Annotated in this window: 26 protein-coding genes; 7 read left to right on the forward strand and 19 right to left on the reverse strand. The window is 52.5% G+C overall.

The genetic code is table 11. The annotated features are described in order from the left end of the window. Window positions 1-76: 76 nt before the first annotated feature. The 7 genes from phsA (at window position 77) to N7268_RS14635 (ending at window position 7,361) form a co-directional block, all read left to right on the forward strand. A complete protein-coding gene (gene phsA, locus N7268_RS14605; RefSeq protein WP_260863446.1) occupies window positions 77-2,350 on the forward strand; it encodes a thiosulfate reductase PhsA in 2,274 nt (757 codons plus the stop codon). 14 nt (window positions 2,351-2,364) lie between these two features. Next, window positions 2,365-2,943, forward strand: a complete 579-nt coding sequence (phsB, locus tag N7268_RS14610) for a thiosulfate reductase electron transport protein PhsB (RefSeq protein ID WP_260863447.1) — start codon at window positions 2,365-2,367, stop codon at window positions 2,941-2,943. Then, the gene (gene phsC / locus N7268_RS14615) at window positions 2,940-3,707 is read left to right on the forward strand and encodes a thiosulfate reductase cytochrome B subunit (protein WP_260863448.1); all 768 of its coding nucleotides are present in this window, start codon (window positions 2,940-2,942) and stop codon (window positions 3,705-3,707) included. The genes phsB and phsC overlap by 4 nt, the downstream gene beginning before the upstream one ends. 150 nt (window positions 3,708-3,857) lie before the next feature. Next, window positions 3,858-5,030 carry a serine-type D-Ala-D-Ala carboxypeptidase DacD gene (gene dacD / locus N7268_RS14620; protein WP_260863449.1) on the forward strand — a complete coding sequence of 391 codons (1,173 nt, stop codon included), beginning with the start codon at window positions 3,858-3,860 and terminating at the stop codon, window positions 5,028-5,030. Between the two features lie 123 nt (window positions 5,031-5,153). Further along, complete coding sequence (gene sbmC, locus N7268_RS14625; RefSeq protein WP_260863450.1) at window positions 5,154-5,621, forward strand: DNA gyrase inhibitor SbmC; 468 nt, start codon at window positions 5,154-5,156, stop codon at window positions 5,619-5,621. A gap of 107 nt (window positions 5,622-5,728) precedes the next feature. Then, complete coding sequence (locus tag N7268_RS14630) at window positions 5,729-6,787, forward strand: FUSC family protein (protein WP_260863451.1); 1,059 nt, start codon at window positions 5,729-5,731, stop codon at window positions 6,785-6,787. A 238-nt stretch (window positions 6,788-7,025) separates the two neighbouring features. Further along, window positions 7,026-7,361, forward strand: a complete 336-nt coding sequence (locus N7268_RS14635; RefSeq protein ID WP_198904537.1) for a DUF496 family protein — start codon at window positions 7,026-7,028, stop codon at window positions 7,359-7,361. A gap of 39 nt (window positions 7,362-7,400) precedes the next feature. Here N7268_RS14635 and N7268_RS14640 read toward each other — a convergent pair whose 3' ends face one another. The 19 genes from N7268_RS14640 to pduC form a co-directional block, all read right to left on the reverse strand. Further along, a complete protein-coding gene (locus tag N7268_RS14640; RefSeq protein WP_260863452.1) occupies window positions 7,401-8,267 on the reverse strand; it encodes an L-threonine kinase in 867 nt (288 codons plus the stop codon). A 92-nt stretch (window positions 8,268-8,359) separates the two neighbouring features. Next, a complete protein-coding gene (locus N7268_RS14645) occupies window positions 8,360-9,574 on the reverse strand; it encodes an acetate/propionate family kinase (RefSeq protein ID WP_260863453.1) in 1,215 nt (404 codons plus the stop codon). Continuing rightward, window positions 9,559-10,011, reverse strand: a complete 453-nt coding sequence (gene pduV / locus N7268_RS14650; protein ID WP_260863454.1) for a propanediol utilization protein PduV — start codon at window positions 10,009-10,011, stop codon at window positions 9,559-9,561. The genes N7268_RS14645 and pduV overlap by 16 nt, the downstream gene beginning before the upstream one ends. A gap of 4 nt (window positions 10,012-10,015) precedes the next feature. Then, entirely contained in the window at window positions 10,016-10,366 is a 351-nt protein-coding gene (pduU, locus tag N7268_RS14655) for a propanediol utilization microcompartment protein PduU (protein WP_032939586.1), read from the reverse strand. Next, window positions 10,366-10,920, reverse strand: a complete 555-nt coding sequence (gene pduT / locus N7268_RS14660) for a BMC domain-containing protein (protein WP_198904533.1) — start codon at window positions 10,918-10,920, stop codon at window positions 10,366-10,368. The genes pduU and pduT overlap by 1 nt, the downstream gene beginning before the upstream one ends. Window positions 10,921-10,922: 2 nt before the next feature. After that, entirely contained in the window at window positions 10,923-12,278 is a 1,356-nt protein-coding gene (pduS, locus tag N7268_RS14665; RefSeq protein WP_260863455.1) for a cobalamin reductase PduS, read from the reverse strand. Then, entirely contained in the window at window positions 12,275-13,387 is a 1,113-nt protein-coding gene (locus tag N7268_RS14670; protein WP_260863456.1) for a 1-propanol dehydrogenase PduQ, read from the reverse strand. The genes pduS and N7268_RS14670 overlap by 4 nt, the downstream gene beginning before the upstream one ends. A 10-nt stretch (window positions 13,388-13,397) precedes the next feature. Continuing rightward, a complete protein-coding gene (gene pduP, locus N7268_RS14675; RefSeq protein WP_260863457.1) occupies window positions 13,398-14,783 on the reverse strand; it encodes a CoA-acylating propionaldehyde dehydrogenase PduP in 1,386 nt (461 codons plus the stop codon). Then, the gene (pduO, locus tag N7268_RS14680; RefSeq protein ID WP_260863458.1) at window positions 14,780-15,787 is read right to left on the reverse strand and encodes a two-domain cob(I)yrinic acid a,c-diamide adenosyltransferase PduO; all 1,008 of its coding nucleotides are present in this window, start codon (window positions 15,785-15,787) and stop codon (window positions 14,780-14,782) included. The genes pduP and pduO overlap by 4 nt, the downstream gene beginning before the upstream one ends. An 8-nt stretch (window positions 15,788-15,795) precedes the next feature. After that, entirely contained in the window at window positions 15,796-16,071 is a 276-nt protein-coding gene (locus N7268_RS14685) for a EutN/CcmL family microcompartment protein (RefSeq protein WP_260863459.1), read from the reverse strand. Window positions 16,072-16,074: 3 nt separating this feature from the next. Next, window positions 16,075-16,566 carry a microcompartment protein PduM gene (gene pduM, locus N7268_RS14690; protein WP_260863460.1) on the reverse strand — a complete coding sequence of 164 codons (492 nt, stop codon included), beginning with the start codon at window positions 16,564-16,566 and terminating at the stop codon, window positions 16,075-16,077. Further along, window positions 16,563-17,195 (reverse strand): phosphate propanoyltransferase, encoded by a 633-nt coding sequence (locus tag N7268_RS14695; RefSeq protein ID WP_260863461.1) that lies wholly within the window; start codon window positions 17,193-17,195, stop codon window positions 16,563-16,565. The genes pduM and N7268_RS14695 overlap by 4 nt, the downstream gene beginning before the upstream one ends. After that, the gene (locus N7268_RS14700) at window positions 17,195-17,668 is read right to left on the reverse strand and encodes a BMC domain-containing protein (protein ID WP_260863462.1); all 474 of its coding nucleotides are present in this window, start codon (window positions 17,666-17,668) and stop codon (window positions 17,195-17,197) included. The genes N7268_RS14695 and N7268_RS14700 overlap by 1 nt, the downstream gene beginning before the upstream one ends. A 24-nt stretch (window positions 17,669-17,692) precedes the next feature. After that, window positions 17,693-17,968 carry a propanediol utilization microcompartment protein PduJ gene (pduJ, locus tag N7268_RS14705; protein ID WP_001057752.1) on the reverse strand — a complete coding sequence of 92 codons (276 nt, stop codon included), beginning with the start codon at window positions 17,966-17,968 and terminating at the stop codon, window positions 17,693-17,695. A 19-nt stretch (window positions 17,969-17,987) separates the two neighbouring features. Next, window positions 17,988-18,338, reverse strand: coding sequence for a glycerol dehydratase reactivase beta/small subunit family protein (locus N7268_RS14710; protein WP_260863463.1), 351 nt, complete (start codon window positions 18,336-18,338; stop codon window positions 17,988-17,990). Further along, window positions 18,328-20,160: a diol dehydratase reactivase subunit alpha gene (locus tag N7268_RS14715; RefSeq protein WP_260863464.1), complete on the reverse strand. Its 1,833-nt coding sequence runs from the start codon at window positions 20,158-20,160 to the stop codon at window positions 18,328-18,330. Before N7268_RS14715 ends, N7268_RS14710 begins: the two co-directional genes overlap by 11 nt. A gap of 15 nt (window positions 20,161-20,175) precedes the next feature. After that, window positions 20,176-20,697, reverse strand: coding sequence for a propanediol dehydratase small subunit PduE (gene pduE / locus N7268_RS14720; protein WP_260863465.1), 522 nt, complete (start codon window positions 20,695-20,697; stop codon window positions 20,176-20,178). 14 nt (window positions 20,698-20,711) lie between these two features. Beyond that, window positions 20,712-21,383: a propanediol dehydratase medium subunit PduD gene (gene pduD / locus N7268_RS14725; protein ID WP_260863466.1), complete on the reverse strand. Its 672-nt coding sequence runs from the start codon at window positions 21,381-21,383 to the stop codon at window positions 20,712-20,714. 10 nt (window positions 21,384-21,393) lie between these two features. Then, window positions 21,394-23,058 carry a propanediol/glycerol family dehydratase large subunit gene (gene pduC / locus N7268_RS14730; RefSeq protein WP_198904520.1) on the reverse strand — a complete coding sequence of 555 codons (1,665 nt, stop codon included), beginning with the start codon at window positions 23,056-23,058 and terminating at the stop codon, window positions 21,394-21,396. Window positions 23,059-23,073: the final 15 nt, after the last annotated feature.

Raw genomic sequence — 23,073 nt, forward strand, 5'->3', positions numbered from 1 at the left:
GAAATGTGAGTGAGGTTAAAAATTAATAATTTAAACGCCATATAATTATTGGATATATCTAATAACAGGAGGTTATATGAGTATTAGTCGGCGTAATTTTTTGCGCGGAGTGGGGATTGGCTGCTCCGCTTGCGCAATAGGCAGTTTCCCACCTGGCGCACTGGCGCGAAATTCGCCCGAGAGCATTAAAGGCAAAACAGCGCTCACGCCAAGCTTGTGCGAAATGTGTTCTTTCCGCTGTCCCATTCAGGCGCAGGTCATTAATAATAAGACCGTTTTCATCCAGGGGAATCCCAATGCGCCTCAGCAGGGCACCCGGGTTTGCGCCCGAGGGGGCAGTGGTGTCAGTCTGGTGAACGACCCGCACCGTATTGTTAAACCGATGAAACGCACCGGACCTCGCGGCAGCGGAGAATGGCAGGTCATCAGCTGGCAGCAGGCTTACAAAGAAATTGCCGAAAAAATGGGGGCAATAAAAACGCAATATGGCCCACAGGGCGTTGTCTTCTCTTCCAAATCCGGCTCGCTTTCTGGCCATTTGTTTCAACTTGCTACGGCCTTTGGTTCACCCAATACCTTTACTCACGCCTCGACCTGTCCTGCCGGAAAATCCATTGCCGCTAAAGTGATGATGGGCGGCGATTTAGCCATGGACATTGCTAATACCCGTTATATGGTGTCTTTTGGGCATAACCTGTATGAAGGTATTGAAGTTGCCGATACGCATGAGCTGATGACCGCTCAGGAAAAGGGCGCGAAGATGGTCAGCTTCGATCCACGCTTGTCCGTATTTTCCAGTAAAGCGGATGAGTGGCATGCCATTAAGCCAGGGGGCGATTTACCGGTACTCATGGCGATGTGTCACGTCATGATTAAAGAAAATCTGTATGACGCGGCATTCGTTGAACGCTACACCTCGGGATTTGCACAACTGGCGGAGGCGGTACAAGAGACCACGCCAGAATGGGCACAGACGCTTGCTGATGTCCCTGCTGATGTCATCGTTCGGGTCACCCGGGAAATGGCAGCCTGCGCGCCTCGCGCTATCGTCAGTCCTGGGCACCGCGCCACGTTTTCTCAGGAAGAGATCGACATGCGGCGGATGATTTTCACGCTCAATGTGCTGCTTGGAAACATTGAGCGCGAAGGTGGGCTGTACCAGAAAAAAGGAGCCGCTACCTACAACAAACTGGCAGGCGAAAATGTGGCTCCGGTGCTGGCAAAACCTGACGCCAAATTACCGAAGCCCGCTGCGCAACGTATTGATATGGTTGCCCCACAGTTTAAATATATCGCCGCGGGCGGCGGGGTGGTACAGAGCATTATTGATGCTGTGCTAAATCAGACGCCTTATCCCGTGAAGGGATGGATTATGTCCCGCCATAACCCATTCCAAACCGTTACCTGTCGTCCCGATCTGGTCAAAACCGTCGAACAGCTGGATCTGGTGGTCAGTTGCGATGTTTATTTAAGTGAAAGCGCCGCCTACGCCGACTATCTGTTACCCGAATGTACTTACCTGGAACGCGATGAAGAAGTCTCGGATATGTCCGGGTTGAATCCGGCTTATGCGCTGCGTCAGCAGGTGGTGGAGCCGATTGGCGACGCACGTCCGAGCTGGCAAATCTGGAAGGAACTTGGCGAACAGTTAGGACTGGGGAAATTCTATCCGTGGCAGGATATGCAGACGCGCCAGCTGTATCAGCTTAATGGCGATCATGCCCTGTCTGCGGAACTTCGTCAGAAAGGCTATCGGGAGTGGGGGGTACCGTTGTTGCTCCGCGAGCCTGAGCTTGTACGCCAGTTTACCGCCCGGTATCCCGGCGCCGTGGCTGCGGACAGCGACGGCACCTATGGCGAGCAACTCCGCTTCAAATCCCCGTCAGGCAAAATCGAACTCTATTCCGAAGAGCTGGAGTCCTTACTGCCCGGCTACGGCATTCCACGCGCCCGCAATTTCGCGCTTAAAGCTGACAGCGAACTCTATTTCATCCAGGGCAAAGTGGCTGTGCATACCAACGGTGCAACGCAATATGTTCCTTTGCTGAGTGAACTGATGTGGGATAACGCGGTATGGATACACCCGAAAACGGCAAAAGAAAAAGGGATTAAAAACGGCGACGATATCTGGCTGGAAAATGCCACCGGAAAAGAGAAAGGCAAGGCGCTGGTCACGGCGGGTATTCGACCCGACACGCTGTTTGTTTACATGGGATTTGGCGCCAAGGCAGGGGCCAAAACGGCTGCGACAACGCATGGCATTCATTGCGGTAATTTACTGCCGCATGTGACCAGCCCGGTTTCCGGTACGGTGGTCCACACCTCAGGCGTCACGCTGAGTCGGGCATAAGCAAGGAGAACGTTATGAATCACTCAACAAACCCTTATGTCATGCTGCATGACGAGAAGCGCTGTATTGGCTGCCAGGCGTGTACCGTTGCCTGCAAGGTTCTTAATGATGTACCGGAGGGATACAGCCGCCTGCAGGTGCAGATCCGTTCACCGGAAAAGGAACCTGAGGTCCTGTCTCACTTTCAGTTTGTCCGTGTGTCCTGCCAGCATTGTGAAGATGCGCCGTGCGTCAGTGTCTGCCCAACCGGCGCCTCTTTCCGTGATGAAAATGGCATCGTGCAAGTGGATAAATCCCGCTGTATTGGGTGTGACTATTGCGTCGCTGCATGTCCATTCCATGTTCGCTACCTGAATCCGCAAACGGGAGTGGCCGACAAATGCAACTTTTGTTCCGATACCCGTCTGGACGACGGTCAGTCACCCGCTTGTGTTTCTGTTTGTCCAACGGATGCGTTGAAATTCGGTCGTCGTGACGACCCTGAGATACAGCACTGGATCAGTCAAAAAGAGGTTTACCGGCAGGAGGACAAACGAAGTGGTGCGGTGAGTCTGTATCGGCGTAAAGAGATCCATCAGGAGGAAAATGTATGAATTCTATCTGGGGAGCAGAGCTTAACTATGCGCCAGACTACTGGCCGTTGTGGCTTATCTATGCGGGTGTTCTCATCCTGTTAATGATTGTGGGACTGGTCATGCACGCGCTGTTACGTCGAATGCTGGCCCCTAAAACTGCGGCCGGAGAAGAACATCGTGATTACCTTTATTCGTTAGCGGTTCGTCGCTGGCACTGGGGTAATGCGTTGTTATTTATCCTGCTCCTGCTGAGCGGCTTGTTTGGCCACTTCTCTGTCGGACCAGTGGCGTTGATGGTGCAGGTACATACCTGGTGCGGCTTTGCATTACTGGCCTTCTGGGTTGGCTTTGTGCTGATAAACGCCACCAGCGGAAACGGTTGCCACTATCGCGTGAGGTTTAATGGGCTCATCTCACGCTGCTTGCTGCAGACGCGTTTTTATCTGTATGGGATCATGAAAGGCGAGGCGCATCCTTTTGCGGCGACGGCAGAGAGTAAATTTAACCCTCTGCAGCAACTGGCCTATCTGGCCATCATGTATCTCCTGGTGCCGTTGTTAATCATCACCGGTTTGCTGTGTCTTTACCCGCAGGTTGTCGGCACAGGCCCGATAATGTTAGTGCTGCATATGGCATTAGCCATCGTGGGCATCCTGTTTATTTGCGCACATATTTACCTGTGCACTCTGGGTGACACCCCAGGGCAAATCTTTCGCAGCATGATCGATGGTTACCACCGCCATCGTAGCCATCACGCCGAGACTGCGCCGAGGAAAGGCTAACAGGAAGTGTAATTTCCTCTTCAGACTTATCTGATACGATCAACTTACAGCAAGAAAATGTGCCTTATGTCACATTTTCTTGCAATTTATCCATGTTTGTTCGTCAGAACTTCCGTAAAAAGAACGGCTATTTCTCCTATTCCTGAGGACATGCTGTTGAAACGCCGTTTGTTTATTACTGCTTCCCTACTCGCGATGAGTCTTTCTTCCGCATTTGCGGCAGACACCCCAAGTTTTGCTCCCCAACCTCCCGCAATTGAAGCTGGTGCCTGGGTGCTTATGGATTACACCACGGGGCAAATTCTTACCGCAGGTAATGAACACCAGCAGCGTAATCCCGCCAGCCTGACCAAACTGATGACCGGCTATGTTGTCGATCGCGCTATCGACAGCCATCGCATCAGCCCGAGTGATATTGTGACTGTAGGGCGGGATGCATGGGCAAAAGATAATCCGGTGTTTGTTGGCTCATCCTTGATGTTTTTAAAAGAAGGCGATCGCGTGTCTGTGCGTGATTTAAGCCGCGGTTTGATTGTCGATTCGGGTAATGATGCCTGTGTCGCGCTGGCCGATTATATCGCCGGTGGGCAGGCTCAGTTTGTCACCATGATGAACAGCTATGTTCAAAAACTGAAACTGCAGGACACGCATTTTGAAACCGTACATGGGTTGGATGCGCCAGGCCAGCACAGTTCGGCCTATGACCTGGCCGTATTATCCCGGGCTATTATTCACGGTGAGCCTGATTTTTATCATATGTACAGTGAGAAAAGTCTCACCTGGAACGGTATCACGCAACAAAACCGTAATGGATTGCTGTGGGATAAGACCATGAACGTCGATGGATTGAAGACGGGACACACATCCGGCGCCGGATTTAACCTGATCGCTTCTGCCGTTGATGGACAGCGGCGATTGATTGCGGTTGTCATGGGGGCTGAGAGCGCAAAAGGGCGTGAAGAGCAGGCGCGTAAGCTGCTGATGTGGGGACAACAGAACTTCGATACGGTACAGGTGTTGAGTAGTGGGAAGCAAGTGGGCACCGAGCGGATCTGGTATGGCGACAAAGAACAAATCAGCCTGGGAACGGAACAAGATTTCTGGATGGCGCTCCCTAAAGCGGAAATCCCAAATATTAAAGCCAAATACGTGCTCAATAAGAAAGAGCTGGTTGCCCCCATTGCCGCACATCAACGTGTGGGTGAGATAGAACTCTATGACAGAGATAAAATTGTTGCACACTGGCCACTGGTTACGCTGGAGTCGGTGGGTGAAGGCGGCGTCTTTTCGCGTCTGAGCGATTATTTTCACCATAAGGCGTAATGTTTCCTTATTTCCCTGACTGGCAAGAGTGCGAATCTGCTCACATAATAATCACTATTTCCTTGTGGCCGTAATAGACAAAAATTACACTGTATATAATTACAGTGTAATTGCGGAGGTTATATGGAGTACGAGATCAAGCAGGTTGATAAACGCAGGATTGCCGGTTTTCACATGGTTGGGCCATGGGAAGAAACGGTAAAACAGGGCTTCGAGCAACTGGTGATGTGGGTCGATGGGAAGCAGATCGTGCCGCTGGAGTGGATTGCCGTCTACTATGACAATCCCGATGTTGTTCCGGCGGATAAACTCCGTTGCGATACCGTGGTTTCCGTGCCTGAGAACTTTTTTATCCCGGAGAACAGTGAAGGGGTGATCCTGACAGAACTGGCCGGTGGTGAATATGCGGTTGCCGTTGCCCGCGTTGAGAATCATGACTTCGCGACACCATGGTATGCCTTTTTTAACAGTCTGTTGCAGGACGCAACGTACCAGATATCCGCCAAACCCTGTTTTGAAGTTTATATGAACAACGGTATGGAGGACGGTTACTGGGACATTGAGATGTACGTACCGGTGCAGTCGAAGTAACTGTTTTTTGTGTAAATCAGGATGAAAGTCCTGTACATGACGGTGATGTTTTCACTGAAAAAGCAGGTACAATTCTGTTCTTTGCCATTCCCTGACGGAGTGCATGAGTGCGTGCAGATAAGTCGCTGAGCCCGTTTGAAATTCGCTTGTATCGTCATTATCGCGTTGTGCATGGTATTCGCATCGCACTGGCGTTTCTTCTCACTTTCCTGCTGGTTCGCCTGCTGAACATCCCTGAAGGTACGTGGCCTCTGATCACGCTGGTCGTGATCATGGGGCCTATTTCATTTTGGGGAAACGTGGTTCCCCGCGCGCTTGAACGCATTGGCGGGACGATCCTTGGCGCTGCGCTTGGGCTGGTGGCATTACGACTGGAACTGATTTCGCTTCCACTCATGTTGATATGGTGTGGGGTGGCGATGTTTTTGTGCGGCTGGCTGGCATTAGGGAAGAAACCGTATCAGGCGCTGCTGATTGGTATTACGCTTGCTGTTGTGGTGGGGGCACCCGCTGGCGACATGAATACGGCGTTATGGCGTGGTGGCGATGTTATTCTGGGGTCGCTACTAGCAATGTTGTTTACCGGGATCTGGCCGCAGCGTGCGTTTATACACTGGCGCATTCAACTGGCGCATTGCGTCACGGGATATAACCGTGTCTATCAGGCAGCATTGTCGCCGAACTTGCTCGAACAACCTCGACTGGATAAGCATTTACAGCAGTTGCTGAGTGAAGTTGTCAAAATGCGTGCGTTAATCATTCCTGCCAGTAAAGAAACTCACATCCAAAAATCGATATTTGAGGCTATTCAAACGGTGAACCGCAATCTGGTTTGCATGCTTGAGCTGCAAATTAATGCGCTTTGGGCAACACGGACCAGCCATTTTGTGATACTGAATGCTCAAACGCTGCGTGAAACCCAGCATCGAACCCAACAGGCGTTACTGACAATCACTCATGCGTTATATGAGGGCAATCCCCAGCCTGTGCTTGCCAATACGGAAAAACTCAATGACACCGTGGCTGAACTGCGCCAGCTCATTGATGAGCATAAAGGTGATAATGTGGCCGAAACGCCCATTCATAGCTACGTCTGGCTGAACATGGAAATGGCGCGACAACTGGAGTTACTCTCTCATTTAATCTGCCGCGCATTGCGCAAATAAAGAGCAAGTGAGGGGATTGACTCTACTGCTGCTTCGATTCAGCAAAGATTAAGGGTATGATACTGAAAAAGGCTAAAACCATTGGTAACGACGATGGGTTTACCCTCGATAATTCAGGTTTCAACCATGCATTGTTCATGCATATGCAACTTGAAGTATAGCGGGCATGAAAGTAATGTTGACCCACTTTAGCCGTTGTTTAAACGAATCCGAATCTCACATTATCAGGGGTGTAAAAATGGAAACTACCAAGCCTTCTTTCCAGGACGTGCTGGAATTTGTTCGTCTGTTCCGTCGTAAAAACAAACTGCAACGTGAAATCCAGGACGTTGAGAAAAAGATCCGCGACAACCAGAAACGTGTTCTGCTGCTGGACAACCTGAGCGACTACATCAAGCCGGGTATGAGCGTTGAAGCGATCCAGGGCATCATCGCCAGCATGAAAAGCGACTATGAAGATCGTGTGGATGATTACATCATCAAAAACGCTGAGATCTCTAAAGAGCGTCGTGATATCTCTAAAAAGCTGAAAGCGATGGGCGAAGTGAAAAACGGCGACGCGAAAGCAGAGTAACGTTTTCTGTTTATAAGGGTCGTTGCAATGCAGCGACCCTCACTGTAATTCGACCCCGCCCGTTACCATCCGCAGCAAGTGCTGTTCCGGCCAGTGCCGGGTCAGTTTTTTCTCTGTCAGCATCCATTTGATGTACTCAACATCATGACGTTTTCTGTCCAGCATCAGGCCGACGACGCTACCGCTGTGCGCGACATTGACTCCGTATAAATCGCATTCCTCGACCAGCGCTAATAACGCGTCGAAATCGGGTTTTGGCAACAGTACCTGACTGGCGATTGCGCTGAGCGTTGCCGCTTCTCCCATTCGGTAAGGGTTTTGACTACGACAGGCTTCCTGTACCTTTTCCCACGCCCGTTTGAGAGCGGGAGCACCTGCCTGTAATCCAGACTGGCGGGGAATACGGTGGTAGTCTGCAGTACGCAGCGTTTCCGGGCTTTCGAGTACCAGCAGGTCGAGTTGTGGCTGCGCTTCACAGGCAATTTGTGTGGAGGCATCGTTGTGATCAAAAAGGGTTAACTGGCGAAAAACGGTACTGTCGGTCGGTTCAAGCGAAACACACAGATGCGCCAGTGTCGACTCATCTAATGGATGCCCCAGATGGTGCGCCGTCGCGACAGCCGTGGCGGCAATATCTGCTGTACTGCTGGCCATGCCTTTGGCGATAGGGATGGTTGAATGGATATCGATTCGGATATCCTGGCTGACGTGCGCCGGGTATTGCCAGTGCTGCAACAACCGATCCACCATGGCTCGCGAAAGGGGGCGTTCGTCTGTCAATGGTGAACCTGAACTGACCTCAACGGTGCTATACCATTCAACAGGGCAGGAGACCAGTTTCTCACTGCCCAGAATCCAGCCCTGGATAAGTTCTCCGCATGATGCGGGACATTGCGCAACAGCCACGTCTTCACCTTTGTGATCAGCAATCCTCGGCGCATAGTGTCATGGCGATCGCGCTATTACCATGATTTGCCGCAATTTGCGGTGCGGCAATATTAAGCAGGAACGCCCAATGTCACAGTTTCTGCTATTGCAATACGCATAACATCCTGGGCGATCATCAGCTCTTCGTTGGTATTAATGACAGCCACTTTTACCATCGAATTTTCAGTCTGAATGAAGGTCGCATTGCGTTCATTTTTGGCCTCATCAACGGACAGTCCCAGGAAATTGAGGTTGTGACAAATGGCGGCTCTGGCGCGAGCCGAGTTTTCGCCGATTCCCCCGGTGAAAACCAGTGCATCCAGGCCGCCCATTTGCATAATGTAGCTGCCAATGGTGGCTCGAATGCGTTCGGCAAACAGCGTGAGTGCCAATGCCGCCTGGTGGTTCCCCCTCTCAGCCGCCCGCTCCACATCACGGTAGTCCGGTGAAATACCGGAAACGCCCAATAAACCCGATTCGTTATTGAGTAACTGATTGAGCTGCTGCGGCGTTTTTCCTTCCCGCAGGGCAATCCATGGCAGGATAGAGGGATCGATATCCCCGCTACGTGTCCCCATCATGACGCCTGACTGGGGGGTAAAGCCCATTGATGTGTTAACTGACTGCCCACCCTTGATAGCGCAGATGCTACTACCATTACCAAGGTGGCAGCAGATAACGCGCAGAGCGCTGAGCGGAACGCCCAGTTTCTCCGCCAGCGCAGCGCTGACATATTTGTGGCTGGTGCCATGAAAACCGTATCGACGAATCCCCAGTTCAGCGTAGTAACGCCAGGGCAGAGGATAGATAAAAGCAGGTTCATCGAGCGTCTGATGAAAAGCCGTATCAAAAACCGCGACGGCAGGGGTATTGGGCAAGAGCTGGCGAAAAACGGTAATCCCCAGTGCGTTAACCGGATTATGCAACGGTGCCAATTCAGCAAGACGCTCAATTTCTGCCAGTGTTTCATGAGTTACTAAGGCGGAATCTTTAAACGACTCACCACCATGAGCGACGCGATGGCCTACGCCGTCAATGTCCTCCAAACTGTTGATGATGTTATGATCAATCAGTTTTGCCAGTAACAGGGTTACCGCTTCGCGATGATCGGCAACGGGCAGAATTTCCTGCCATTTTTCTGTGGGTGTTTTAAGGGTAACCTGTCCGTCAGGCATGCCGATGCGCTCAATCAACCCCTGGCATAGCATTTCACCCTGGGGCATAGCCAGTAGCTGGAACTTCAACGACGAGCTGCCTGCATTGATGGCCATTATCTTGTGAGACATGAGGATTCCTTTGCATTCAGAAAGATGAGCATCTCATCGACCCCGGTATTGTTCACCGCGCTGGTGACAAATACTCTTTGTGCTCCAGCCTGTACCAACCAGCTTTCGATGAGAGTGATACGTTGTGGGTTGGCCAAATCGGCTTTGGTTACCAGTCCAATCACGGGCCTGTTCATGGGGCCAGTAAACCCGGGCGAAAAAGGTGACCACGGTGCGTCAGCATTGAGTACCAGAGCGATCATGTCTGCTTCGCATGCGCTGGTTAGCAGCGCGCTGTACAAACAACGGTTCTCAAGGTATTCACCCGGCGTGTCGATTGCTGCAGGAGACCAGACAATCGCCTGGGTTTTCTGATAATGCAGATCTTCTCCGCGCATGCATTGGGTGAGTGACGTTTTACCGCACTGGCTGGGGCCGATGAGCATGATGCGTTTCATAGGTTCATGTCCGTGTAATGGGGCAGGCGGTAAAACGCATCATCTCGCCCAGTGTCCGGGTAACCTGTTTAAGTGCGTATTCGACGGCCGAAACATCACCAGTGAGCACGACCGCTCCGGTAAAACGGTCGAGAAAGCCAATTTCAACCGCGCCGGATTTGGTGGCGATGTCACAAGCGATAATAGAGGCTTCGCTTGGCGTAATGGTCAAAATACCTATCGCTGAGACTGAATCCTGCAATCCCAGTTTCTTGAATAAATCTTTACCAGGATTAGCGATAAGGTGCGCCAGCGTGACCTGCTTACCGGGCACATATTCCTGGATCATACGATCCGTTGTTGGTTGTCTTTCCATTACCCTTCCACCATCTGTCGCCACATGCTCTCATGTGGACGCGGTATCACTGAGCGATAGACCAGCAGACCTTTTTCACCTGCACTGTCACTGGCTACTGACACGGCGTTATTGACATCAGAAACGTCGCCCGCGACGACCATGTAACATTTGCCACCAATACCAAATGCCATATGTACCCGCACCAAAGTGACGTTCGATGCCTTCACTGCGCGATCGGCAGCGCAGATGCAGGCCGCGACACTCCATGTTTCGACAATCCCCACCGCCTGGCGTTTATCCACGCTGTTAAGACCGCTTATCGCCGGAAGTACGCTGTCATGAATATTGGCCAATACCAGACTATCGACGAGCATGTCGCCCGCAAGCGATGTCCCCGTGGCTATCGCCTGCTGCACTGCGCCGACATCCCCTCCGAGCATAAGCAGAAACTTTCCCGGGCAAATGGTCTTACTGACCAGCAAATTCACATTTGCGCTTTTGAGCATGGCATCACCGGCTTCCATCCCTTTGGCAATGCTGGTGAGTTCTAAAATCCCTATAGCCTGAGACATGGTTAACCTCTTATTACCGTGATGGAGTGTTCAGTTATCGCGCTAACAATGCCGTCGATACTGGCGTGAACGGGAGCACCTAACGCGTCTGCCGGTACATCCGCAACGCATTGTCCGCGAACGACACGCTCCCCTTTTTGCACACAGGGGATGGCGATGGCGCCAATATGCTGACGTAGCAGTAATGTCGTTGTATCAGTGGAATACGCTGTTTGTGCGAATGGCGCGTCGTGGTACCAGTCACTGAGACCCAGCTTGGTAATGAGCCGTTTAACCGGTATGAGTCGGTACTTCGCCATTTCATCGGCCGGGTTGAGTGGACCTTCATAACGTTGGTTTTTCGCCCGCAACTCCCGTTTGAGCATTCGGTTGATGCGCATAGGGGAGATCCCTACCGGACACGCGACGCTTTCGCAGACGTTGCATTCTGAGCAGGTAAGGGCGGTAAGCAGCAGTTGCGGCGTAGCGGTTTGCTGGTAATTAACCGCGCGTACCAGAAGATGTGGCGACAATTCATGGCCGATCAAATGCCTTGGACAGAGATCCGTACATAAGCGGCACTGCTCGCAAACGGTTTTGGCAACGGAAAGCACGGTACGTTCATCCTGCATCCGCCTCTGAATCAGCGCATGGGATTTCGGCAAAACCAACAGGCCACCGGTCGTTTTGCTGACCGGCGTATCCAGCGACGTGATCAGACCGCCCATCATAGGGCCGCCGTTGATAAAACCAGGGTCATCAACGGTGGCTCCCCCCGCCAGTTCCAGTACTTCGCGCAACGACATGCCGATGGGAACCGTCAGTGTTAATGGCCTGGCAACCGCGCCGTTAACGGTCAGGGTGCGGCGCGTGACGGGATACTGCTGCTCTACGGCTCGAGCAATATTAAGCACGGTCTGGACGTTATTGACCACGACGCCAACACTGACTGGCAGCGCAGCAGGTGGAACCCGTCGCCCGGTCGCCATCCATATCGTCAGAACTTCATCCCCGGCTGGATAAACATCCGGCAAAATATGCAGCCTGATATCAGCAGGGAGAAGTGGGGTTAAAGCATCGATGGCCTGTCGATACTTTTCTTTCAGGGCAATAATGCCCGTACTGGCACCCGTGGCTTTCATGGCATATTGCACACCGCGTACCAATCGGGCCGCTTGCAAGGCCATTAACTGCTGATCGACCTTCAGCATGGGCTCGCATTCCGCTGCATTCACCAGAAAGGTATCGACTTGGGCCTGTAATTTTACATACGCAGGAAAGCCAGCGCCTCCGGCTCCGACCACGCCCGCAGCACGGACGCGTTCACGTATCGTTTGCACATCATAAAGCGTCGTTTCTGCCGACATGGCTGTATTCATAATAATTCCTCAAGCAGTTCCTGGAGGGCACTGGCGTTGGTTACGCGAGGGTTGGTTTGCAGCGTAACATCAGCCAGCGCGGCTTGAACCATCGACGGTATACGTTGTGACCAGCTTTGCTTTCCGTCTTTGAGCGCGTCAGTAAAAGAGGGGAGTTCACACTGTTTTTTGAGTTGCTCAATCGCATGAATCAGCGCATTGAGTGCCGCTGTGTCGCTCGCATTATCCGGGCATAAGTGACACGCTTTTGTGAGTCGGGCGTACCGTTTGGCTGCCCGTGGATCGCAAGCATTGAAACGAATGACAGAAGTCAGTATGAGCGCATTGGCCAGCCCATGGGGCAGATGAAACTGGCCGCCTATCTGATGGGCTATCGCGTGGTTAATCCCAAGCCCAGCCTGGCTAAACGCCATCCCCGCAAGCGTTGACGCATTGTGCATTTTGCCCCGCGTCGCCAGGCAATCCCCTTTCCTGACCGCGACGGGCAGATACTGGAAGACGATTTGCGCCGATTTTTCAGCTAGCGCGTCAGTGAAGTCGCTGGCTCTGGTGGAAACATAAGCCTCCAGCGCATGCGTCAGAACATCCATCCCGGTGTTCGCGGTGATGGCCGGAGGGACACTGATGACCAGCATCGGATCCAGAATTGCCATATCCGGGTAGAGGGCGTCATTAAATAATGGGTATTTAATGCCTTTATCGGGATCGCTAATCACACAGGCACTGGTGACTTCAGAGCCGGTTCCGCTGGTGGTGGGGATTGCCACACAGGTTTCGATTTCAATACCAAACTGGCGGCTGAACCAGACGATAGCTTTTGCTGCATCAAGCGCCGACCCACCGCCAAAGCCAATCACGACATCCGGTCGCAGGGACTGCATTTGCGCAATCCCTTGTACTACCGTACTGATGGTTGGGTCGGGTGTGATATCGCTGAATATGCTGATGCGATTATCTGCAGGCAACGCGCTACGCAGTGTCTCAATTAGCGGGGAGCGCGCAAGAAAACCGTCGCAGATAATCCAGATATGCTTATTCGTGAAGCGCCTGAGCACATCCAGACTTCCCTGGCCGCTGTACAATCGGGTTTGCAGTGAAAAGCTATTCATGACAGCCTCATTAGCGAATAGAAAAACCGTTTGTCAGCACACAACGACGAGAACGTGCAAAAGTTCGCGCAGACGTTGTCCCTTCACCCGTTGGCGTCGCGATAGTGAAGGTTGTGAAGCCTTCACCACCCACACCAATTCCGGCGTAAGAGGGGCCATTTTTCACGAAAATGGACGTCTGAAGCGTACGCGCTGCAAGATTCAAACGTGACACATTTTGTGAATGCATAATGGCGGTGTGATGCAGTCCCTCTTCAACCTTCAGCGCTAACGTTAACGCGCTGTCAAAATCTTTGACGGTTACGATCGGTAGCATTGGCATCAACTGTTCGCTGGTCACCCATGGATCGTCGGCGTTGACGATGCCAATCAACAGGCGGGGAGCTTTTGCCGGAACCGGTATACCCGCAGCGTCCAGAAGCGTTGCTGGACTTTTCCCCACGAGTTTCTTATTCGCCATCCCTTCAGGCAGACAGGCGGCGCGCAATGCGTTGATCTCTTCACTGTTCAGAAGCATCGCGCCAAAAGACTGCATTTGTTGCACCAGTCGTTCGGCAACGGTATCAACAACAATCAGGCTTTTCTCCGCAATACAGGGCAGGTTGTAATCAAAGGAGGCTCCGTTGATGATATCTTCCGCTGCTTTTACGATGTCGGCGGTTTCATCAACAATACAGGGCGGGTTACCTGCGCCTGCGCCAATGACTTTCTTCCCACTTTTCATGCCCATAGCAACAATGCCAGGGCCACCGGTAATCGCCAGAACTGCGATTTTAGGATGGGCCATCATCTGCTGGGTAGCTTCAAACGTAGGTTCTGTGACCGTAACGACAAGATTGCGAATCCCGGAGCAGCGAAACGCAATATCTTCAATCATGGCGATCAGTTTGAGTGAAACGGTTTTAGCACCAGGGTGTGGACTGAAGTACACGCTGTTTCCGGCAGCGATCATGCTGATACTGTTATTAATAATGGTTTCCGTTGGGTTGGTACTGGGCGCGACGGAACCAATCACGCCAAAAGGAGAGTACTCAAATAACACCATGCCACCGTCACCTGTGAGGGCGGTTGTGGTGAGATCTTCGATCCCAGGGGTGTTATCCAGCGCTGCTTTATTCTTGAGAAATTTATCCTCTTTGTTACCCATTCCTGTTTCTGCAGCACTCTCTGCGGCTAACGAATCCAGATGAGGCGTCAGCTCTTCGCGAAGCGCATGAATGATCGCGCTGCGCGTTTTCAACGGGCATTGTTGGTAGCGCAAGAAAGCCTGGTGAGCGGCGTCTATCGCTTCGCCCACTGACGGGAAAATACCGTTACTTTTTATCTCTTTTTTGGCGGGAGTGAGTTGCTCAGCCAAAATGTTACGGATAAGGGTTTCGAGTTCTGAAGTATTCATTGATGTATTCTCACGTTAATCGCCGCGATGGCGGTTTCTGCAATGTCCATATCCTGTTCAACGCTTCCACCGCTGATGCCAAGACCCCCAAGGAGTGAACCCTCACGCCATAGTGCGTATCCGCCACCAAAGGTGACGACTTTTCCCTGCATATGGCTTTCCAGCCCGTACAGTGCGGCACCCGGTTGTACCGCAGCGCTCAATTCATGCGTGGCGGTTTTCATCGCCACGGCAGTCCAGGCTTTTTTGGGGGCAAGTTCGCTACTCACGAGCAAAGCATCGGGCATGCGCCAGGTCACCGTTTGTGTACCGTTAGGATCAACGATGCTGATGACGACAGGGATCTTGAGTTCTTCTGCTCGCGTTACTGCCGCGCAAGTCAGTTGATGGAGTTCCTGAAAAGACAATGACATCGCTGGCTCCTTCGTGGTTGTTGTCTGAGTGGTAGCCAGATAACGCTCAGTCACTTTTTGGATAATGTCGGCTTGATGGGCGTCGTGATCTTCGGCACGAGCGAGCGCATATAAACAGTCGGACAGGCGATTGATATAACGCATCAATACATGCCGGACAGCGACTTCTGTTGTGAGTTCGACGAGTCGCCTCTCTGCGCGGCGTGCCAGCGTTCGGGCAAAATGCAAGCGGCTGGCGGCTTCGCTACGACCTGGCAAAACAAAGCTGTGCAGTGGAGGGATTCGTCCCATTGCAGTATCAATGGCGGCTTCAAGCGCGTCTATATCTTGTGAACTGATGTAACGCTGCTCTGGGTTCGGCTGCTCGCTTTCGCTGGCTAGTTCTGCGCTAAACCAAAAGAGCTGAAGTTGGATCGCTTCAAGTAACTGGCTATGTTGTTGGTTTTTAACCGCGCAGACGCACAGGCTCAGCGCAGCATTGAGCTCATCCAGGGTACCGTAGGCCTCAACGCGAGGATGTGTTTTACTGACGCGTTGGCCGGTAAAGAGTGCCGTCGTGCCAGCATCGCCCGTTCGGGTATAAATCGCCATAGTCCCCCCTATCGAGACAGCGTGTCGACAATGCCGACAATGGCCAGGTCGATAGCCTCATTTGGGCCGGTAAATACGAGTCTGGCGCTGGAGCCGCTGCTGAGTAATACCAGTTCGCCGGTTCCTGCACCGACAGAGTCAACGGCGACTTCATCCCCGGTAGCTGGGGCGTCAGGGAGTTCGCCGTCAGCACTGACGCGACGTACCAGCAACAGCTTCTTTCCGACCAGTGATGGTGATTTTTGCGTGGATACCACAACGCCTGTAACGCGTGCCAGATGCATGGTTCACTCCTGCTTAATGAGTTGTACATTCCGCATACCGGCTGTTTCCTTTGCCAGTGCGGTAACGACACAGCGACGACGCAGCACCAGAAATCCATCCTGTAAACGGGCTACATCGGCATAACTTAAAAGTGTTCTGGGATGCAGAGTGATGGTTCGTCCCTGTTCGTCACTAAGTTCCAGCGGCAATCGCGCGAGTTTTTTTACGGGTATCGCCGGTAGCAATCGGTGTTGCAGCGATAGCTTCACCCGAACCCCCCAGGCCAGGGCTTCGTGGAGGGTGACGGCAGGAACACTCGACGGATCGTGTTCCGCAATTTGCGTGAGCAAAGGCAGGTCTGCCTGCAGGATACACAGCGTTGAGTACTGACAAAGTAACGACCGGGTCTCGGCTTCCCGCAACTGCGCGACGCTCAGTGAGATTGTGCTTTCCGCGCGTTTCTTTAATCGGGAAATGACCTCCTCGATGATGTGTTGCAGCCGTTCGTCGTTCATCGTGAGGTCACCAGCGTGGCAAATGCCTGTGGATTATCAGCCCCTGCTGCATTGGCTTCGTCAGTATCGATATGCATTTCAAGGCGCATATCCGGTGAAACACGTACGGCGACGTTATCGAAAATGAGTCGGCGCTCGTCGCCATTGATGGCGACCGAGACTTTATCGCCATGGGAGACACGCAGAATAAGCGCATCAAGCGGCGACATATGAATATGACGCTGTGCGACGATCACCCCGGACGTTAAATCCAGTTCGGCAAAAGGGCTGACAAGGCGAATACCAGGTGTACCCTGAATATTTCCCGACATCCGTAGCGGCGCATTGATGCCTAGTGTGCGAGCATCCGTGCGGGATATTTCCACCTGACTGCTGCTACGAAGTGGCCCCAACAGACGCACATTTTTTAACTGGCCTTTCGGGCCAACAAGCGTAACGGTCTGGTTTGCTGCATATTGCCCCGGCTGCAACAGACCTTTTTTTTCGCTGATGGGCTGATTGGGGAACAGGCGGTGATAATCTTCTGCGCACAGGTGAATATGACGATTCGAGATACCCAGAGGAATAGGGCGTTCACGCATTTCATCCAGCACTTTACTGACCGTTGTTTCCAGTTGCTGTTTATCCATTACGCTTCACCTCGTTTACCGGCGTGCAGGCAGAGTGAGCGAGATTCTCCCTTCTGGCGCGGGCAGGCGGGATCAAGACACAAATTACAGCTAATCAGTTCAGGCTCCTGCAGGGCTGCAGGTAATGCCTCTTCCTCGTATTTCTCTTCTTCTGCTCTGTCTTCCGCCACGACCGGTGTAGGGACGATGACGGGGGCGGGCTCGACGACGCCATGGGTAAGAATGCCTTCCCCTGGTCTGGCGATCACGCTATGAGCAATCAGCCCATCCCGAAGGTCTGCGAAACTGGCTCCGGTGGAAATGGCCGCCTGGACGGAGGCCACATCCCCGATGATTTTGATCATCATCCAGCCTGAGCCGTTGGTTTTTTCGAGACCCACCAGCGTGATGGATGCGGCTTTCGCCATGACGTCCGCGCAACTGATGGCTAATGCCAGACCACTAACTTCAAGTAATCCCAGTGATTGCTTCACGCTGTGCTCCTTGTATGCGGCCAGTTAAGCGGACTTAGGTAAAATAGCCTCAACGTCGCTGTGTGGACGCGGGATAACGTGGCAGGATTTCACCTCGCCAACGGCGCTTGCTGCTGCACTCCCGGCGTCTACGGCGGCTTTAACTGCGCCGACATCACCGCGAACCATAACGGTGATAAGGCCAGAGCCGATTTTTTCGTAACCAACCAACTGTACGTTAGCGGATTTCACCATGGCGTCAGCGGCTTCAATAGCGCCGACAAGCCCTTTTGTTTCAACCAGTCCCAGTGCGTTATTCATACTGCTTTTCTCCTGTGGATTATGAGTGGCATTCCCGGAAGGGGATGCCTTTAACCAGTCGCGCAGCGTTATTGCCGATGCTGCGGCGAGCATGGTTATCTTGTTGATACTTCAGCGTAAAAATGGGGGCTGAAGTCGGTAGGTTTTTGTAATGAACGACCAGTTTTTCCCTGCTGCACCCAATGCCAACAAGCAGTGGCGATTGACATGCAGCCAGCCATGCGTTGTGAACAATGTCGGTGGAATCTGTTTCCTGAATCACGAAGGGGATACCTTCTTCTTCAATACCCAGAAGCACGTCATTCCAGAGTGTGGTGCAGTCCCCGACGGTGAAGATCACGATAGCGGGAGCAGTGAGATTACTTTCCATGAGCGAATGCCTTGTACCAGGAGAGAATTAACCCTGTTGCGACGGCATTTCGGGGACCTTCTGTGCCCCGAATATTGCCGCGACCTGCCACCAGTCTGTAATGCGCCAGTGCATCGGTGACCAGTTGAGGCACTTCGAAATCCAGAGAGGACCCACCGACCAGCACGACAAAAGGAATGTCCCGAATATTCCCGGTTGGACTCACCTGACGTAGTGCACGTAACGCATTGGTGACAAATACGCGCTCCTTTGCGCTGCGACGAATAGCCCGGACTTTCTCCAGCGCCAGCTCACCAGGTAGTGGCACCAGTTCATCCGGTTTCACCACGCAAACGCGCGCAAACACTGCAGGTGGCAAAGGGGAAGGGAAGAACTGGACGCTGCCATCTTCATGGCGAAGGTGGAACAAACTCTCTACTTTCGCCAGCGGATATTTTTTAATCTCTTCAGCAAGATACCGGTCATCCAGTCCCAGTTCGCGGGCAATAATCATCGTGACCATATCGCCAGCTCCCGCGAGGTGCGTGGCAATGATTTCACCTTTAGGGTTAATGATGGAGGCGTCTGTGGAGCCCGCGCCGAGATCCAGAATAGCCAATGGACGCGTGGTGCCCGGCGTGGTTAACGCGCCCAGGATGGCCGCTTCAGCTTCAGCGCCGCCAACCTGTACATCAATGCTGAGTTTTTGCGTGATTGCCTGAGCTATCGTCGCCATTTGCAGGCGATCCGATTTCACCATTGAGGCAATACCGACCGCCTGTTCCAGTGAGAACTCTCCGGCAAGCCCTCCCGTGACGCTGACAGGGACGGAAGTATCAACGGCCAGCAGATCCTGAATAAAGATTTCCTGGCTGGGCTTGTTGGTCAACTCCGCCATTGTCTGGCGTACGTGCTCCAGCATGCCGCCAATATTGGTTCCTGCTTCACCGGTGACGTTATCAAGCTTTGGACATTCGCCAACCGCTTTCATAATCGCTTCAGCGCCAGCTGCAACGTCAACGCGAACGGTGCGCCCCTGTGACTGTAGCTCAATGTTTCCGGCAGGAATCGCACGGGCTTTCACATCGCCTGATGGGGTTTTCACGACCACTGCAGAGCGGTTGCCTATCAGCGCTCGTGCCATGGGAACAATATTTTTGGTCTCGTTCGCATCAAGGTTAAAGACAGTCGCAATTCCGTAAGGGTTGGAGAGGGTTTCTATCACTTTTCCTGGAACAGCGACCTCTATTGCAGCCAGCATCCCTAATGGAATGCGGTCGATATAGAGCACTTCGTCAACGATGGGGATCGGCTGATTCAGGCGATTGCTGACCAGTACACCGTCGTCTTGCTGCAAAATTACGCCGGTTAACTGGTACCCCGCGCGAACAGAGGCATTAATCATCGTGGCGACATCCGCAAAATCAAATGCGGATGACACAACCAGGATGTAAGGAACATCTGATGGACGGGTTAACAACTCTTCCGGGGTAATCGTGATCCCCACACCTAACCCAACGCCGCCGGGCGTTTTGGGATTGTGGCCGATCATGGTGGATTCGGTGATGATGGTTTCGGTAATGGTTTCCATCGCCACATCACCAATAACCGGTGTGGCTTCGTTAATACGGATGAGCGAAATATCGCTGACATTGATGCCTGCATTTTTTGCCGCAAGCGAAAGCGCCTCCTGAATACCAAACACATTACGTAATGTGCCCTTAATTCCGGTGGTTTCCGCCAGTGCGCTGCCAGTAATGCTCAGCGTACCCGCATCATCCAGCGTCGCCAGAGCGACTTCCGTTGATGAGTTGCCTATGTCAATGCCAGCTATATATCGCATCGTCCTGTCCTGAGGTTAGTCGTCGCCTTTGAGTTTTTTACGCTCTACATACAGCACTGCCGCTTCACGAACGAAAGCTGCACAGATTTTCGCCTGATAACGATTTTCGAGATCATCAGCGATGGCCATCAGTTCGGCTTTCGTTGAGCGGTAAGGACGCAGCGCGTTGTAGATCTCAAGAATGCGATCGTCAGGGACAGCGGTGAGCTCTGCTGCGCGTTCAAAGTTCATCGCCAGCCTGTCACGTCCGGCATCTTTGGCGATATCAGCCTGAATGCGCAGCGTTTCGGGTGTGATACGCATATCCTGCGCGGTGACCTTATTGCTCAGCACATTTTCAAGCGTGAAGTCATCCAGGGTTTTGTTCGTCGCGGTTTTGACCCACTCCGGATGTTTATTCGCGAGGGGGTAATCCGTGACTTTTGCTGCGGTATGCGTTGATGCACCAGTCGTAGCAGGCGTTGTGGTCTCTCCCTGCAGGCTGTTCATACGGCTCAACACATCACGAACCATCGATTCAATTGCGTCGGTATTCATGGAGTTATCCTTTATCAAAGCGCCACGCGCAGTTCCTGCGGGTTTTTGCCCGTCACGACGTATTTGGTCTCTTTAATGTGCAGAATGGCTGATTTTGCCTGGTACTTCGGACGTGCCATCTGATCATTTAACGTAGGAACCGGCTGCGGAGATTCACGCTTGGCATAACGCGCTGCGTTCTTACCGATCTGGCGATAAGTCTCCAGCGTCAGAAGCGGAGCCTGGGGAAATAGCTCGAGGTTAGAAAGCGGCGGTAAACCTTGCTGGTGGATAACGGTGGTACCTTTGGATTGGATGCCAATTGAGATCCCTGAACCGCTCAGACGGTTGCCTTCCACGGCGACAAATGCCACGTCAGAAGATTTAAAGCAGCGGATAACACGTGCTTTAATGCCTTCCTCTTCAATACCGGCGATCAGTTCGCGCAAGATATTCTTGTGCGGAATACCGACAATATTGACGGTTTGCGACAGACCGAATGCCGGACCTACGGCAATAATCACTTCGTCCTGTTGCTGCCCCTGCTTAGCCTCGCCAATTTCGGTCAAAAAACCATCGCCATGAGCAGATGTTTGTGATGCGACAGCCGCCGTAGGCGCGCGGAAAGAAACAGGTTTATCGCTGGCCTGCATCTCAGACAGCACGTCTTCAATTATCTGGCGCAGCAGCTTTTCATTGATTTCCATTATTCACCCCTTAGCCAAGCTCGTTGGGATCAAGTGCGCCGGGGATATTCTTAATCTCTTCCCAGCGTTCGCCTTGCAGGCGATAACCTGTTGCCGGACCGGCATAATCGTTGACGTCATTGACTGCGGATAGCACTTGTCCGTCGCCGACGATAATGGCGGAGGTATGCAGATAGTCTCCGGTTAACTTGGCCTTCTGGATGTTGAGCATGTCCTGAGCAACATCAGTAAACCCACCCTGGGCAAGGGCTTTCACCACTTCCAGACCGTTACGGTTTTTATTGATGATCTCTTGAGCAAACTTAATATCTTCAACAATGTTACGTTCCGGCATATCTTTTGAACCGTGCGCGTAAGTGGCCGCTTCAACTTCTTCATCGGTAATTGGCGGTAAACCCATTCCGGCAAAAACAGCCTGCAGCGCGCGGGCGGCCTTATTACGAATGGCGATAACGTCCTCTTCACGCACCGGGCGCAGACCGCCGTCCACTTTCAGGTCACGCTGAATAACGTTGTAGTCGTCAAAGTCTTCTGCATCTTCGTTAGAACCCGCGAACATGTTGTCGTAGTTCGGTACGGCGGAATAACCAGAAGAGATGAAATCAGTACCTGGCAGGAATTGCATCAGCAGACGCGCGGTACGACGCATATCCGAGTGAGTAAAGGTTTGGTCATTACTGGATGCGCATTCCAGATCCAGTGAAGAACAGATCAGGTTTTCTGCCAGCACAGCACGGATGCCTGACGGTACGGCGGAAGGGACGCCAATGCAGCTGACGGAACCATTTTGTAACCCCTGAACCCCCGCGGCTTTAGTGATGTAAATGCAGCGCGCCTCCAGATAGAGCATTGATTTGCCTTCGGCGTATCCCATCTGAACTTCTGATCCAGAGCCTGAGGTAAAGCGCATTTTCAGACCGCGAGAAGCGTAAGAGGAGGCCAGGAAGCCTTTCGACCATGGGGTGTCGTCGCCATCGGTAAAGACGGGTTCAGTCCCGTACACAGAAATGGTTTCTGCGTAACAGGTGTGGCCCAACATGCCGAGCTTCAGTTCGGTGGCTTCTTCCAGTGAGCACTGGGTTAACACACCTGGACGCCCAACCTGTGAACCGACGAGCAGCGCAATGGCGTTAAACGGTGCGTAACGCGCCACGGCAACGGTCGTTTCCTGCTCGTCAAAACCACGCCATGCGCCTTCTGCAGCATCTGCTGCAATCTGCACCGGATTATCTCTTACGTTCGTGACGTGCGCTTGTTGAGAAGGGGTTCGACGGGCACGCATTTTCTGCATTGCCATCATCATCTCAACCACATTCATATGTGAAACCACTTCGACAATTTTTGCTGGTGTCATCGCGGTTGTCAGCGGAACAATGTCCTTGCGCTTCACATTGGGGTCGCAAAGCATATTGGCGAGTTTGACGGAGTCCATCGCCATGACTTCTTCTGCACGTGACAGATTAATACCGTAACGGGCAATGAAATGGTCAATCAGATCAAATTCGCTGGCGGCTTTTCCGTCAAGCTCAGTGACCATACCGTTGACGATTTTTATCGATGGTTTAGGGTCGTTCGGGCTTTCCATCGCAATGAAGCCTTCTTCGATCCACTCCTTAACGAAGCCGTCCTGATTCACAGGGCGTTTCGCCAGTGCTTCAAATCTTTTCGATCTCATGAATCAGCCTCACTG

The sequence above is a fragment of the Citrobacter sp. Marseille-Q6884 genome (assembly GCF_945906775.1).
Lineage (GTDB): Bacteria > Pseudomonadota > Gammaproteobacteria > Enterobacterales > Enterobacteriaceae > Citrobacter.